This is a genomic window from Olsenella sp. DNF00959, assembly GCF_001553055.1.
Lineage (GTDB): Bacteria > Actinomycetota > Coriobacteriia > Coriobacteriales > Atopobiaceae > Olsenella_I > Olsenella_I phocaeensis.
Genome location: NZ_KQ960133.1, coordinates 502,252 through 516,748 on the forward strand (window position 1 = coordinate 502,252; position 14,497 = coordinate 516,748).

7 protein-coding genes and 1 riboswitch are annotated in these 14,497 nt (G+C 69.6%); all 7 genes read right to left on the reverse strand.

All coding sequences use genetic code 11. The features are described 5' to 3' along the window. Positions 1 to 253 precede the first annotated feature (253 nt). Positions 254 to 2,713 carry a DEAD/DEAH box helicase gene (locus HMPREF1868_RS09145; RefSeq protein ID WP_062531756.1) on the reverse strand — a complete coding sequence of 820 codons (2,460 nt, stop codon included), beginning with the start codon at positions 2,711 to 2,713 and terminating at the stop codon, positions 254 to 256. Between the two features lie 12 nt (positions 2,714 to 2,725). Continuing rightward, positions 2,726 to 4,153, reverse strand: coding sequence for an ATP-binding protein (locus HMPREF1868_RS09150; RefSeq protein ID WP_062531757.1), 1,428 nt, complete (start codon positions 4,151 to 4,153; stop codon positions 2,726 to 2,728). Further along, the gene (locus HMPREF1868_RS09155) at positions 4,150 to 6,168 is read right to left on the reverse strand and encodes a TerB N-terminal domain-containing protein (protein WP_062531758.1); all 2,019 of its coding nucleotides are present in this window, start codon (positions 6,166 to 6,168) and stop codon (positions 4,150 to 4,152) included. Before HMPREF1868_RS09155 ends, HMPREF1868_RS09150 begins: the two co-directional genes overlap by 4 nt. Positions 6,169 to 6,731: 563 nt before the next feature. Then, positions 6,732 to 10,463, reverse strand: a complete 3,732-nt coding sequence (locus HMPREF1868_RS09160; RefSeq protein ID WP_062531759.1) for a phosphoribosylformylglycinamidine synthase — start codon at positions 10,461 to 10,463, stop codon at positions 6,732 to 6,734. 495 nt (positions 10,464 to 10,958) lie between these two features. Next, positions 10,959 to 11,765 carry an energy-coupling factor transporter transmembrane component T family protein gene (locus HMPREF1868_RS09165; RefSeq protein WP_062531760.1) on the reverse strand — a complete coding sequence of 269 codons (807 nt, stop codon included), beginning with the start codon at positions 11,763 to 11,765 and terminating at the stop codon, positions 10,959 to 10,961. Then, complete coding sequence (locus HMPREF1868_RS09170; protein ID WP_062531761.1) at positions 11,765 to 13,585, reverse strand: ABC transporter ATP-binding protein; 1,821 nt, start codon at positions 13,583 to 13,585, stop codon at positions 11,765 to 11,767. The genes HMPREF1868_RS09165 and HMPREF1868_RS09170 overlap by 1 nt, the downstream gene beginning before the upstream one ends. Positions 13,586 to 13,593: 8 nt before the next feature. Next, entirely contained in the window at positions 13,594 to 14,172 is a 579-nt protein-coding gene (locus HMPREF1868_RS09175; protein WP_062531762.1) for an ECF transporter S component, read from the reverse strand. A gap of 4 nt (positions 14,173 to 14,176) precedes the next feature. Beyond that, a riboswitch (FMN riboswitch) is annotated at positions 14,177 to 14,320 on the reverse strand. Between the last annotated feature and the right edge of the window lie 177 nt (positions 14,321 to 14,497).

Sequence of the window (14,497 nt, forward strand, 5' to 3'; positions counted from 1 at the left end):
TAAGCCTGAGTGTAGCCCTTCTCGCTGCCATGCTCCGCGCGTCTTCGCTTCCGTCCGTTGTTCCGTCTGCCGACTCGCGCCACCATCTGCGTGCGTCCGCCCCTAGCGTGCCTGCCCGCCATCCCCACGTTCTCTATGCCATTCTCTGAAACTGCGGTCGCAAAATCCCTGTTGGCGAAGGGGTGAGTTCAGGAGAATGCATAGAGAAGGGGGTGGGGGCCCGGCAATCGGCATAGAGAACGAGGCCTCGGGCCTAGGGGAGGGGCGCAGGCGAGAGGAGCGCGCCATCCGGCCAGGAGAGCACCCGCTCGAGCATGCCCCGCACGTCCAGGACGCCCAGGGCGAAGCCCTTGCGCACCAGCTCGTCGGGGACGAACTCGTCGTACTTGTCGAAGCGGGGCACCTCCCCCGGATACACCAGCTCCATGGGGTCCACGCCCCGCGCGGCCTCGCGCTTGAGCACCTGGTAGAACCAGCTCGCGTCGGCCCTCATGGTGAACTGCATGAAGTAGGGGCGCGAGGAGTCGAGGCCCTTGAGCCCCAGCTCGTCGGCGCAGCGCAGCTTGATGAAGCGCTCGAGTGCCAGGAAGGCGTAGGACCCCAGCCAGGGGAAGAGGCACCAGGCGGTGCCTCCCACGTTGACCAGCGGCTCCGTGCCCACGTGGGCGTTGGCCGCGACATGACGGGCCTGGAGCAGGCGCGCGTGGGCGTTGCGCCTGAGGTAGGGGTACTCGTCCTCCTCGCCCAGGGCCTGGCGCATGCGCTCGAGCACGCGGGTGTGCACGTCTCCCGCGCACATCCCGAAGTAGGCGGGCACCTTGCCCTTCACGCGGCTGCACTCGATGAGGTGGCGCTTGTAGTCGATCTCCTCGATGACCCAGACGGCCCCGGCGATGGCGATGCGCTCGCCCACGGGCGGCGGCGCCACGACGGTCCCAAGCTCCTGGGACTCGCTGCGGACGGTGAACTCCTCGTTCTCCGCGAAGGTGGCGTAGAACTTGAAGTTGTTGGTCACGCGCTCGCCCGCGATCCCCACGATGAGCCCACCCGACTCCGTCTCCTGCAGGTGGTCGATCGCGAGGAGGTGCCTGAGGAGGACGCGGTAGTCGTCGAGGCTCACGCGCCAGAAGGGCGCGAGGGTGAGCACGCGCCGCGCGAGGTCGGCGGGACTCAGCTCGCCGGAGGAGGCGAGCGTGGCCATGGTCTGGTGGTAGAGGAGGCTGTAGGGCAGGCCGTTCAGCTTGGGTGGCTCGACCCAGCGCTCCTCGAGGTAGAGCTGCACCAGGGCGATGCCCTGCAGGAGCTTCCAGGGGATGGTCTCGAGCAGGAGGGCTCGCGCCTCGGGCTCGTCCTCGCGCATGACGAACCACATCTCGCTGGGCTGTCCGCGCCGTCCCGTGCGGCCCATGCGCTGGAGGAAGGAGCTCACCGTGAACGGCGCGTCGATCTGAAAGGCGCGCTCCAGCCGGCCGATGTCGATGCCCAGCTCGAGGGTCGAGGTAGTGACGGTGGTGAGGCTCAGGTCGTCGTCGCGCATGAGGTCCTCGGCCGAGAGCCTGAGGCTGGACGAGAGGTTGCCATGGTGGATGAGGAAGCGGTCTCCCTCCCCGTTGGCCTCGCAGTACTGGCGCAGGCTGGTGGTGACCTCCTCGCACTCCTCGCGGGAGTTGGCGAAGACCAGGCACTTGCGGTTGCGGGTGTGCTCGAAGACGTAGGCGAGGCCGGGGTCGGCGAAGACGGGGGCGACGTCGGAGGAGGGCTCCCAGTCGGGCTGCTCGGGGGTGGGGGGCAGGTCGTCCGCCTCTGCGGCGGATGGTGCCGTGTCGTTGGCGGACGTGGCGTCGCGGCCCTGCGGCGTCCTCGCACCCACGTCCTCTGCCCGGTCCGAGGGGGCGGGGACTCTCTCGCCTTGGGCAGGGGAGAGGGGCATCTCGTAGCTGGGCTCGGGCCCCTCCGCAACCGACGCCCCGCCGTGTCCCAGGCCGTCGGCGCCGCGGTCGGGCGCCTGGGGGCCGCTCACATAGAAGTGCTCCATGCTGAGGCGCCAGCTCTCGCGTGGGGCGTCCATGCGCGGGATGAGGCAGCCGCGCCCGGTGCCCGAGCTGAGGTAGGCGCCCGTGGCCTCGGGCTCGCCGATGGTGGCCGAGAGCCCGATGCGACGGGGGTTCACGCCCGCGATGCGCGAGAGGCGCTCGATGCAGCAGAGGGTCTGGTTGCCGCGGTCGCCGCGCAGGAGCGAGTGGACCTCGTCGATGACCACGTAGCGCAGGTCGCAGAAGATGCGCGCGATGGCGGCGTGGCGGTGCAGGAGCATGGCCTCGAGGGACTCTGGCGTGATCTGGAGGATGCCGGAGGGATGCTTGAGCATCTTGGCCTTGTGGGACTGCGACACGTCACCGTGCCAGTGCCAGACGGGGATCCGCGCCTCGGCGCAGAGGTCCTCGAGGCGGATGAACTGGTCGTTTATCAGGGCCTTGAGGGGTCCGATGTAGATGGCTCCCACCGACGCGGGCGGGTCCTCCCAGAGCTCGGTGAGGATGGGGAAGAAGGCCGCCTCCGTCTTGCCCGAGGCCGTCGAGGCGGTGAGGAGGACGTTCTGGTCGCTGCCAAAGATCGCCTCCGCAGCAGCGACCTGCACGGCTCTCAGTCTCTGCCAGTCGTGCTGGTAGATGAAGTCCTGTATGAAGGGGGCATAGCGGTCGAAGACGTCCAAGGCACTCCCGTCCTAGATCTTGAACTCTGCGAACTCGTCCTGTTGCCGCGGTGTCGCCTGTGCGGGCGACACGTGTCCCTGTCCCGCCGCCGCGAGGGAGGTCGGCGCCACTGCCTCCGCCGGCATGTTCGCTCGACGCGTCGGCGCTGGTCGCGGGGCTGCGACGGGGGTCTGGAACTGCTCGCTCCCCAGCAGGTCCGCCGCATCGAGCTGAGGGTTCTGGAACAGGATGTCGAGTAGCTCGACGAAGTCGCGGATGACCTCGCGCGGCGTGAGGTGGGTGTCGGCCCCCACGCGGCCGAACTCGGCCTGGAGGAAGGCCATGAGGTCGTCCTGGCCGATCGTGCGCTCGTAGCCGAAGAGCCCGGCGTGGATGTCCGCGAGCTTCTCGACGAGGACCAGGAGCTCCTCGTGAGTGAGGGGCTGGAGCTCGATCACCGGCGCCAGGAGGTCGGCGAAGCCGCCCTGGGCGAAGCGTCCCTGCGTCAGGCGCGAGCGCAGGGCCTCGTAGGAGTAGAGTCCGCGACGGCGGTCCTGGATGGTCTGGGGCGTGCCGCTCATGATGATGCCCAGGTGGCTCGCCTTGCCCTGCAGGGTGTCGTTGTACATGGTCAGGATCTTCTCGTAGTTGTACTGGCGGCTGATGGCGTTGGGGATCTTGTAGAGGTTGACCAGCTCGTCCACCAGCACCACGAGGCCCTGGTAGCCGGCCCCCCTGAGGAAGGCGGCGAAGAGCTTGAGGTAGTCGTACCAGTCGTCGTCGCCGATGGCGATGTTGACGCCGAGCTCCTGGCGCGCCTCGGTCTTGTTGCGGTACTCCCCGCGGAACCACCTGGTGACGTTGGCCTTGGTGTCGTCGTCGCCCTCGAGGTGGGCGTGCCAGTACATAGTGAGCAGGCGGGCGAAGTCGTAGCCGTGCACGAGCTCCTGGAGCGACTGCACGGTGGAGAGGATCCGCGCCTCCATCGCGGGCGAGAATCCCGCGTCCTCTGGCACGAGGCCGTCCTCGACCTGCACCTGCGCCTGGACGTTCGAGACCCAGCGGTCGAGGATCAGGTTGAGCGCCCCTCCCTCGGGGCGCGTCTTGGTGCTGAGGTTGCGGATGAGCTCGCGGTAGGTGGCGAGTCCCTGGCCGTTCCCGCCCTGGAAGCGCCTCTCGGGCGAGAGGTCGGCGTCGCAGACCACGAAGCCCCTGCCCATCGCGTGGTTGCGGATGGTCTGGAGCAGGAAGCTCTTGCCGCTGCCGTAGCGGCCCACCAGGAAGCGGAAGCTCGCGCCGCCGTCCGCCACGAGCTCGAGGTCGTGGAGGAGGGCCTGAATCTCTCGCTCGCGGCCCACCGTGACGTAGGGGAGGCCCACGCGCGGGACGACGCCGCCCTTGAGCGAGTTGACTATGACGGCGGCGATGCGGCGGGGCACGTGCGTTGTGGGCTCTGTCATGGCTCGAGCATTCCTCTCAGGTCTTCTGCGTAGTCCTCGACCAGGCGGGGACCTTCCTCGTCGAACTCTATGGCTGTGTCACCCAGGAGGTCGAAGAGCTTCTCGTTGGCGGAGTCGGCGAGCATCTCCGTCGTGCGCGCGGTGCCGCTGGGGCCTGGCCTCCCGTCGAGCAGGGCGCGCAGGAGCCCGAGCTCCTCCGGGTCGAGGCCACAGGGGGACGGCGTGCCCCCCTCCGGGCTGCCGTCCCGCGTGCCGGCCGATGGTTGGGCCGTCGGGGCGGGTGGCGCTGCCGCGGGGCGGGGCGTGTCGGCGGGGGACGTGGCGTCCCTCTCGCCTGGCATGGGGGGTACCGTCGTCACGGGGATGGACGACGGCGCCTCGCGGGGTGGGTCGTCGGGCAGGTAGCCGTCGCGCTCCTCGTCCACCAGCAGGGCCTCGCGGGTGAGGGCCGCGGCGGAGCGGATCGAGCCCAGCTTGGAGAGGTCGAAGCTGATCCGGCGCCGCTCGGCCTCCTGTGAGAGCTCGAGCGTCAGTGCGCTCTCCTTCTGGATCATGCGTGCGACATAGGCGGGAAGCCGCTTCTCCTTGAGGGGGCGGCCGAAGTCCCAGTCGTCGCGCATCTGGCGGTCGATGCCGCGGACGATCCTTCCCAGCTCGCGGCTCCTGCCGCTGGTCGAGAAGTCCTTGCGCAGCTTCCAGCGGCCAAAGCGGTGCGTGATCGTCTCTGCGGCGGTGAGGCGCACGCGCAGGCCCTCCGGTTTGGGGGCGTCCTCGAGGGGGACGCCGGCGAAGGGGTAGTAGGCGTGCTCCTGGACGGGTCCCACCAGGCTGTCGACGAAGTCGGTCTTGCGCCGCTTGGCGCAGTGGCGGACCAGCCGGGCAAAGACGCCGGCCGCCACCTGGGCCGACTCGTCCGCGTGCGTCCTGAGGAAGGGCGAGCGCTCAGGTGGGTAGGACGAGACCCTTCCCAGGGCCTCCCAGAGCTCGGCGTCCGTGGGCGTCGGACCCTCCTGGTCCTTGGACGTGAGGCCTCGGAGGCCCTCCTGGCAGAGCCGCGCCCGCTCGGCGAGGCGAAGGGTCATGACCGCCCGTGCGAAGGCGCGCTCCTCCTCGCTGGTGGCGAGCTCGGGGTCGAGCTGGTGGCAGACCACGTAGTCGTGCAGCAGCCGCTCGAGGTCGAGCACGACCCCTCCCGCGGCACCCGGCTGCTTCGCGGCCTGGTCCCGGCAGGCGTCGACGAGGCGGCGGAGCTCGAGCGCCACGGGGGTACCGGGCTCGACGCCCACGCCGTTGACGAGCTCGAAGGAGAGGAGCCGCACAAAGGTGGAGGGGGCGTCCGACGCCTCGCCCCGCCGCCAGAGCGTGCGCCAGCTGAAGTACCCGCGTAGCTCCCGGTCGCTGAGCTCCTGATAGGTGGGCAGGTAGCGGAAGGGGAGGGCGCCCTGGTAGGGCTGGTCGTCCTCGAAGTCCGCCGCGAGGCGGGCCTGTGCGGCGAAGAGCTTGCCCCCACGCAGGAGGACGCCCTGGTCGTCACAGCCGCCCTCGAGGTAGCGGAGTCGCGCGAGCGTCGGGGGCAGGGCGGGATGGGGCAGGGGACGGGGGGCGTCGCGTGGGAGGGGCTGCTGGTCGAAGCGGGCCTGCGACCGGTAGGCCCTGCGCGCCCGCTCGGCTCGGGTCGAGGCGATGGAGCGCTCCTGCAGGGGACGTCCCGCCGAGGTGGGACGTGCGCTTGCGGGACGCTCGGATGACGCGGACCGCTCTGCCGAGGCGGACTGCCCTGTCGAGGAGGACTGCCCTGCTGGCGTGGGCCGCCCCGCTCCGGCGGGCCGCTCCTCTCGCTCGCGGCGCCAGTCGGAGCCCCTTCGGAGGATGGGCTGATCGGAGTACGAACGCTCGCTGAAGCTCGCTCCCTCGCGGCGGCGCTCGACCTCGAGGACGCGCTGGACGATGTCCTGGACGAGCGTGTCCAGGTCGGCTCGGGGCCTGCCTTCCGCCTCGTTGCTCCGGTCGTCCATGCGCACCTCCCTCCCTCGTCGTGGCCTGTCTCGATTCTACCCACGGCGCAGGACGAAAGGAACACATGTACGAAGAATGCCGAGGCGCACGGTTGATGTGGGCCCTCGGTCCCTCTGCGTCCAATCCGATTTCGCTGCCAGGGAGCTTGTGTAAGCGTCGGACGATTTTGTTCTCTACTGCCCCGTATATGCGCCAATCCACCCCGAGGCCGCCAGTAAAGAACGTCTGCCGGGTATGCGGCACGGAATCTGTTCTTTACTGGGATGCACTCGGCCGGCTCCCATCCGATGGCGTCAGTAAAGAACGCCCGTCGGGCGCACGACACGAAATCCGTTCCTTACTGGGCCGCTCTCGGTCGGTTCCCATCCGAGGTCGCCAGTAAAGAACATCTGCCTAGCGTTGGCGACGGGCCCTCCTTGCGCAGAGGTCCTGCCTGTTCGGTAGCTCGTCCGGCGGTCGTCCGATAGGTCGCTCGAGCGCACTTTTTGCGCAACAAAGGAGGCGGGACACGGGAGGTTACCCCCTCGTGCCCCGCCCCAATGTCCTCCAGCTCAGACAAGCCCTACTTGAAGTACTCCACGCCACCCTCGAAGAGCGGCTGGTAGTGGTTGCCGGGGACGTTTGCGAAGTTGCCCTGCGTGTAGCGCTCGCTGTGGCCCATCTTGCCGAAGATGCGGCCGTCCGGGCTGGTGATGCCCTCGATGGCCAGCACCGAGCCGTTGGGGTTCACGTCGAGCCCCATGCCCGGCACGCCCGCCTCGTCCACGTACTGCGTGGCAACCTGTCCCGTCGCAGCCATCTGCGCGAGCAGCTCGTCGGAGGCGACGAAGCGTCCCTCTCCGTGGCTTATCGCGATGGTGTGCACGTCTCCCACCTCGCAGTTTGCGAGCCAAGGCGAGAGGTTCGAGGCCACACGGGTGCGGACGAGCCTGCTCTGGTGGCGTCCGATCCTGTTGAAGGTGAGGGTGGGGCAGTCCTCGTCCATGGGGCGGATGTCTCCGTAGGGTACGAGGCCCAGCTTGACCAGGGCTTGGAAGCCGTTGCATATGCCCAGCATCAGGCCGTCGCGCGCCTGCAGCAGGTCGCGCACGGCCTCGGTGACCGCGGGGGCTCGGAAGAAGGCGGTGATGAACTTGGCCGAGCCGTCGGGCTCGTCTCCGCCGCTGAATCCGCCGGGGATCATGACGATCTGGCTCTGCCCAATCTGCCTCACGAGCTCCTCGGTGCTCTGGGCGACGTCCTCGGGCGAGAGGTTGCGGATCACCAGGGTGCTGACCTCGGCCCCGGCGCGCTCGAAGGCCTGCGCGGAGTCGTACTCACAGTTGTTGCCCGGGAAGACGGGAATCACCACACGCGGGCGCGCCAGCCTCACGGCAGGCGCCGGCCTCGTAACGCCGGCTCGCGCGACGTCGAAGCTCGGCGTCTCGACCTCCTCGCCCGCGGCGCGGTAGGGGAAGACGGGCTCGAGCCTTGCCTCCCACTCCTCCTGGAGTGGTGCGAGCCCTATGCGCCCTCCCTCGATGCCAAGGACGTAGTCCTCGCAGCTGCTGCCTATCTGGCGCAGCTCGAACTCGCCGGTGCCCGCAGGCACGAAGGTGGAGTCGCCCAGCTCGAGCACGAAGCTGCCGTAGGCGGGACGGAAGAGCTCGTCCGCGGCGAAGCCGTCATCCAGCAGGACGCCCAGCTGGTTGCCCACGGCCATCTTGAACAGGGTCTCGGCAAGGCAGCCGTAGCCGGAGGTCGAGGCCGCAAGCACCTCTCCCCAGCCGATGCGCTCCTGGACGAAGTCGAGCGCGGCCAGGAGCGACCCGGGCTCGGGCGTGACGCCGTCGGCCTGGTAGCGGGGGCTGACCAGCAGCAGTTTGGAGCCGGCGCGCTTGAGCTCGGGGCTGGTCACGCGGTCGACCTTGCCCACCGCAGTCGCGAACGAGACCAGGGTCGGGGGAACGTCCAGGTCCTCGAAGGAGCCGGACATGGAGTCCTTTCCGCCGATGGCCCCGACGCCCAGGTCCGCCTGGGCCATGAGCGCGCCGAGCAGCGCCGCGACGGGCTTGCCCCAGCGCTCGGGCACGTCGCGCAGGCGCTCGAAGTACTCCTGGAAGGTGAGGTAGGCGTCCTGTCTCCTGAGGCCGGCGGCCACGAGGCGGCAGAGCGACTCCACGACGGAGAGGTACGCGCCCGCGAACTGGTTGGCGCTCATGAGGTAGGGGTTGAAGCCCCAGGCCATGCCGCTCACGCTGGTGGTCCGCCCGTCGACGGGGAGCTTGGCCACCATGGCCATGCTGGGGGTGAGCTGGGTGCGGCCGCCGAAGGGCATGAGCACCGTGGCCGCGCCGATGGTCGAGTCGAAGCGCTCGGAGAGGCCCTTGTTCGAGGCGACGTTGAGGTCGCGCAGGACGGAGCGCAGGCGCTCCTCCGGGGTCGTCCCCTCCCAGCTCGGTGCCCATCTGCCCTGGCGCTCGACGTGCACGACCTGGTGCTTGGCCGCTCCGTTGGAGTCTAGGAAGTCGCGGCTGACGTCCACGATGGTCTGGCCCTGCCAGCCCATGCGGAGCCTGCGCTCCTCGGTTACCTCGGCGACCACGGTCGCCTCGAGGTTCTCCTCCGCGGCATAGCCCATGAACTCGTCGACGTCGCCGGGGGCCAGCGCCACGGCCATGCGCTCCTGCGACTCGCTGATGGCGAGCTCGGTGCCGTCCAGGCCCTCGTACTTCTTGGGGACCGCGTCGAGGTCGATCAGGAGGCCGTCCGCGAGCTCGCCGATGGCGACGGAGACCCCGCCCGCGCCGAAGTCGTTGCAGCGCTTGATCAGGCGGCAGGCGTCCTCGCGGCGAAAGAGGCGCTGGAGCTTGCGCTCGATGGGCGCGTTGCCCTTCTGGACCTCGGCGCCGTCCTTGGCGAGCGACTCGACGTTGTGGGCCTTGGAGGAGCCCGTCGCGCCGCCGATGCCGTCGCGGCCGGTGCGTCCGCCCAGTAGGACGATCCTGTCGCCGGGCGCGGGCGTCTCGCGGCGGACGTGGCTCGCGGGCGTTGCGCCCACCACGGCGCCGATCTCCATGCGCTTGGCCACGTAGCCGGGGTGGTAGAGCTCGCTCACCTGGCCCGTGGCGAGGCCGATCTGGTTGCCGTAGGAGGAGTAGCCTGCGGCGGCGGTGGTCACGAGCTTGCGCTGGGGGAGCTTCCCCTCGAGCGTCTGGCTCACGGGGACCAGCGGGTCGGCCGCGCCGGTCACGCGCATGGCCTGGTAGACGTAGCTGCGGCCGCTCAGCGGGTCGCGGATGGCCCCGCCGATGCAGGTCGCCGCGCCGCCGAAGGGCTCGATCTCGGTCGGGTGGTTGTGGGTCTCGTTCTTGAAGAGGAAGAGCCAGTCCTCGTCGTTGCCGTCCACGTCGACCTTCACCTTCACGGTGCAGGCGTTTATCTCCTCGGACTCGTCGAGGTTCCTCAGGATGCCGCGGGACTTGAGCCACTTGGCGCCGATGGTGCCCATGTCCATGAGGCAGAGGGGCTTCTGGTCGCGACCCAGCTCGTGGCGCATCTGCAGGTAGCGGTCGAAGGCGGCGCGGACCACCTCGTCGTCGATCCGGACGTCCTCAAGCTCGGTTCCAAACGTGGTGTGGCGGCAGTGGTCCGACCAGTAGGTGTCGATCATCCGTATCTCGGTGATCGTGGGGTCGCGCTTCTCGCCGGCGAAGTACTCCTGGCAGAAGCCGAGGTCGGCGAGGTCCATGGCCAGGCCGAGGTCGTCGATCATGGCCTGGAGGCCGTCGGGTCCCAGCTCGCGGAAGCCGTCGAGGGTCTGGACCATGGGCGGCTTGGGATAGCTGCCCCTGAGGGTCTTGCGGGTCTCGAGCGAGGCCTCGCGGGCCTCGACGGGGTTGATCACGTAGTCCTTGACGGCGGCGACGTCGGCGTCGGAGAGGCCGCCCTCGAGGTAGTAGAGCTTGGCCGACGCGACGAGGGGGCGCTCCCCCTGGCTGATGAGCTGCACGCACTGCGCTGCGGAGTCCGCACGCTGGTCGAACTGGCCGGGGAGGAACTCGACGGCAAAGACGGCCGTGCCCTTGCCGGCGGCGGGACGGCGCGTGCTGGCGACGTCGGACTGGGGCTCGCTGAAGACGGTGGGGATGCACTGCCGGAAGAGCTCGCGCGAGATTCCCTCCACGTCATAGCGGTTCACGATTCGCAGGCGTTCGAGCCCCCTCACCCCCAGGATCTCCCTGAGCTCGCGTTCGAGCTGCCGTGCCTCGACGTCGAATCCGGGCTTCTTCTCCACATAGACGCGAGAGACCATGGGTCCTACCTTCCGTCAGTTCGTCGCTGTAGCGATGAGGTGCGAGCGAGTCAATGATACGCGCCGCGCGACGGCGGAAGGGCGATGCCGGAGGTCTTGTCATGAGGGTGAAAGAATGATGGCGGGGGAGAGGGGCGGGAGAGAGGGACGCGCCACCTTGACGGCCCGCCTTGCGCTCCGCAGCCACGCGCTTTGCCGACACGGGCTCCGCCGACAACGGGCTTTGCCGCCAGGAGTTCTGCCGCCAAACGCGATCCTCCGCCAGGAGTCCTGTCGCCAGGAGCCCGATGTGGGTGGTTCTCCCGCCACCGCAGGGGGAGAAGTGGGTGGTTCAAGGCTTTTTTCTCCGAGAAAACCACCCACATCTGGCTTCCGGCGGCAAGGGCATGACTCTGGCTCCCAGCGGCAAGGAGCGGCCCCGGCTTCCGGCGGCGGGGGCGTGACCGAGGCGCGTTGTCCCGGCGGCTTCGGCGCCGCGAGCCACGGCGTCGCGAGCTACAGCGCCGCGAGTCCCAGCGCCACCAGCACCGCGACGTATGCCGTCGTGGCGCCCACGGCGAGCCAGTCCGCGCCACGCATGCGCAGCGGGTGCCAGTGGCTGCGCTCGGCCCCGCCCTCGTAGCAGCGGGCGTCGAGCGCGCGCGAGAGGCCCTCCGCGTGGTGGATTGAGCTCGCGAGCAGCGCCACGAGGACCGCCCCCACGGCACGCAGCCGCCGGGCCGGGCTGCCGGCGAGGAGCCGTCCGCCACGCGACGCCTGCGCGTCCAGGATGGACTGCGTCTCGTCGGCGAGGGTGGGGATGAAGCGCAGCATGAGCGAGAAGACCATGGCTAGCTCGTGGCCGGGCAGCCCCAGGCGCGCGAGTGGCGCGAGTCCCGCGTCGAAGGCGTCGGTGAGCTGGGTGGGCGTGGTGGTGAGCAGCATGAGGGCGGCTGCCACCACGGCGATGACCAGGCGCAGGCTGTAGACGAAGGCCGCGCGCAGGCCGCCGGTGGTGATTGCCAGAACGCCCAGCTGCCACACGACCTCTCCGCTCCGGTTGACCAGGAGGTTCACCAGGCCCAGCACGAGGAGCATCGCCACCAGGGGACGGATCGACTCCAGGACCTTGTGCGCGGGCACCTGCGCCAGGGCCAGGAGGGCGAGCGCGAACGCGAAGCCGAAGGCAAGTTGGAGCGGCGTCGAGATGGCGAAGACCGAGACCATGACGGCCAGCGCGGCGGTCACCTTGGCGCGTGGGTCCAGGCGATGGATGGGGGAGTCTCCGGGGTAGTACTGGCCCATGCGTATCCTGAGCGCCATCAGGCCTCGCCTCCCCCGGTCGGCAGGAGCGCGACCAGCCGGTCGGCGAGCTCGTCCAGGACGAGGGGCTCGCCCAGGTCCGTGACGCCCCGCGACTCGAGCGTGCGTGCCCACTCGAGCGCGCGGGGCAGACCCAGGCCCGCCTCGCGCAGCCGCGCCTCGTTGGCGCCGCGGAACACCTCGCGCGGCGTTCCGCTCGCCAGCACGTGGGAGCGGTCGAGCACCACGACCCGCTCGCAGCGGGCGGCGTCCTCCATGGAGTGGGTGACCTGCACCACGGTCACACCTCGTGCGTGGACCTCGTCGAGGAGCCGCCTCAGCTTCCTGCGCCCCCTCGGGTCGAGGCCTGCGGTGGGCTCGTCCAGGACCAGGACCTCCGGCTGCATGGCGAGCACGCCCGCGATGGCGCACATGCGCTGCTGCCCGCCCGAGAGCTCGAAGGGCGAGGCCTCGGCCTTGTGTGAGAGCCCCACGATCTCGAGTGCAAGCGCGACCCTCTCGTCGAGGGCCCTGCCGCGAAGCCCGAGGTTGCGGGGGCCGAAGGCCACGTCCTCGGCGACGGTCTGGGCAAAGAGCTGCCGCTCGGGATGCTGCATCACGTAGCCGATGCCCCCCTGCAGCCGCAGGCGGTCGCGGCGCGTGGCGATGGCCCTCCCGCCGACGCGAATCTCGCCCGCGTCGGGCGCCTCCAGGCCGCAGACGATGCGCAGGAGGGTGGACTTCCCCGAGCCGGTCTGGCCCACGATGGCGCAGGTGCTGCCACGCGCGACGCGCAGCGACACCCCGTCGAGCGCCGGTCGCGCGTCGCTGCGGGCGTCCTCGTCGCGGTACGAGTAGCGGACGTGCAAGAGCTCGATGGCGGCCGGCTCCCCGACGTCCGCCACCTGGGCGGGTACGGGCGAGACCTGCCGGGGCTCCTCTCGCCCGCCATCCTGCGGCGTGCGGTCGCCGCGCCCGCAGAGCCTGAGTACGTCCCCCGCCAGCTGCTCTCCGTCGCAGGTCCAGGGCAGGGCGAGCCCGCGTTCGCGCAGCGCCTCCGCCAGGCGCGCCGCGAAGGGCTCCTCGAGCCCCAGCTCGGCAAGCTCTCCCGCGTGAGAGAATACCTCGCTTGGCGTGCCCTCGAGAGCGACCCTCCCGTGGGACATCACGATAACGCGGTCGGCCTCGAGGGCCTCCTCCATGAAGTGCGTCACATGGACCACGGTGGTCCCCGCCGCGGCGAGCCGCGCCATGACGCGCATGATCGAGCGGCGCCCACGCACGTCGAGGAGGGCGCCGGGCTCGTCCAGGACGAGGACCTCGGGCTCCATGGCGAGGGCGCCCGCGATGGCCACGCGCTGCTTCTGCCCGCCCGAGAGCCTGGTCGGGTCCGCCTGCGCGTAGTCGTCCAGGGCCACGCGATGGAGCTCTCGTCCCACGCGCGCCTCGATCTGCTCCGAGGGCACGCCCAGGTTCTCGGGCCCGAAGGCGACGTCCTCGGCCACCACGGAGGTCACGATCTGGTCGTCAGGGTTCTGGAAGACCAGTCCCAGGCTGCGGCGCGCCTGCCTGTAGGCGGGGAAGTCGATCCTCCCATCCGCGAGGACCCGTTGTCCCACCAGCTCCACGTCGCCTGCGTCTGGGGCGAGCAGGCCACAGAGGACGCTCGCGAGCGTGGACTTGCCCGAACCGTTGGCACCCAGGACGCAGAGCCGCTCGCCCCGCGCGACCTTGAGAGACACGTCGTCAAGCGCTCGCACGCCGCCCTCGTAGTCGAGGGTGACGTGCGAGAGTCTCAGCACGGGGTCGCCCGTGACGTCCTTTGCGGCGGCAGATTCCAAGTCGCGACCTAGTTGCCCAGGGCCTTGGTGACGGGCTTGTAGACCAGCGCGCACACCACGCAGTTGAGGGCGATCTTGATTAGGTTGAAGGGGAGGAGCGCGGGGACGATCAGCGCGACGACGGCGTCGACGGGCATGCCCGCGTAGAAGGGGGTGATGATGACGTTGCCCAGGATGCAGGCGACCAGGCAGACCACGGCACCCACGACCATGCCCAGGATGGCGCCGCGCAGGCTGGTGTCGCGGCGGTACACGAGGGCAGCGGGCACCGCGAGCGAGAAGGTGGCCAGCACGGCCATGATCACGCCGTAGATGCCGCTGGCCGTCGCCAGATGCACCAGGTAGGGGATGACGGAGACCGCGGCAGCGGTGGCGGGGCCGAAGGCGAAGCCCGCGATGAGGGCCACGATGCCGGAGGGGTCGTACTTGAGCCAGGACACGCCCGGGAGGATGGGGAACTCCAGGAAGAGGGTGGCGATGACAGCGACGGCGCAGAAGAGCGCCGTGACGGCGATGCGCTTGGTCGACCAGCCGCGCTGCTCGGTGGTGGAGTGGGTGTCGTGACGCATGGTGGAGTCCTGTGCCATGGTGGCCTCGTTTCTCTCATCCGGACTTTGACCGTTGGTCCTGGGATCTCACCAGGTCAGCCGCTCTTTTCTGTGCGGCGCGCGGACTCGGGCGAACTTCGCGCCCATCACCGCCAGTGGGGAATCTCACCCCGCCCCGAAACTGTCTGCGTGACTATAGCACTTCTCGTGCCGAGAAAAACTGCGCACGGGATTTTCGCAAGAGGGACGTCTTGCTGCATATGTCCAGCTAGCGACTTTGTACACAATGCGTCTCTCCATAATTCGGAGCTTCCGTGCGCAGTTTTTGGCGGGGTGTCCGAGTACGGTCGTCTCAAACGGCCCC

Coding starts and splice junctions, on each gene's coding strand:
- HMPREF1868_RS09150 (WP_062531757.1), bottom strand. CDS start 4,153: ATGACAGAGCCCACAACGCACGTGCCCCGCCGCATCGCCGCCGTCATA.
- HMPREF1868_RS09175 (WP_062531762.1), bottom strand. CDS start 14,172: ATGGCACAGGACTCCACCATGCGTCACGACACCCACTCCACCACCGAG.
- HMPREF1868_RS09155 (WP_062531758.1), bottom strand. CDS start 6,168: ATGGACGACCGGAGCAACGAGGCGGAAGGCAGGCCCCGAGCCGACCTG.
- HMPREF1868_RS09165 (WP_062531760.1), bottom strand. CDS start 11,765: ATGGCGCTCAGGATACGCATGGGCCAGTACTACCCCGGAGACTCCCCC.
- HMPREF1868_RS09160 (WP_062531759.1), bottom strand. CDS start 10,463: ATGGTCTCTCGCGTCTATGTGGAGAAGAAGCCCGGATTCGACGTCGAG.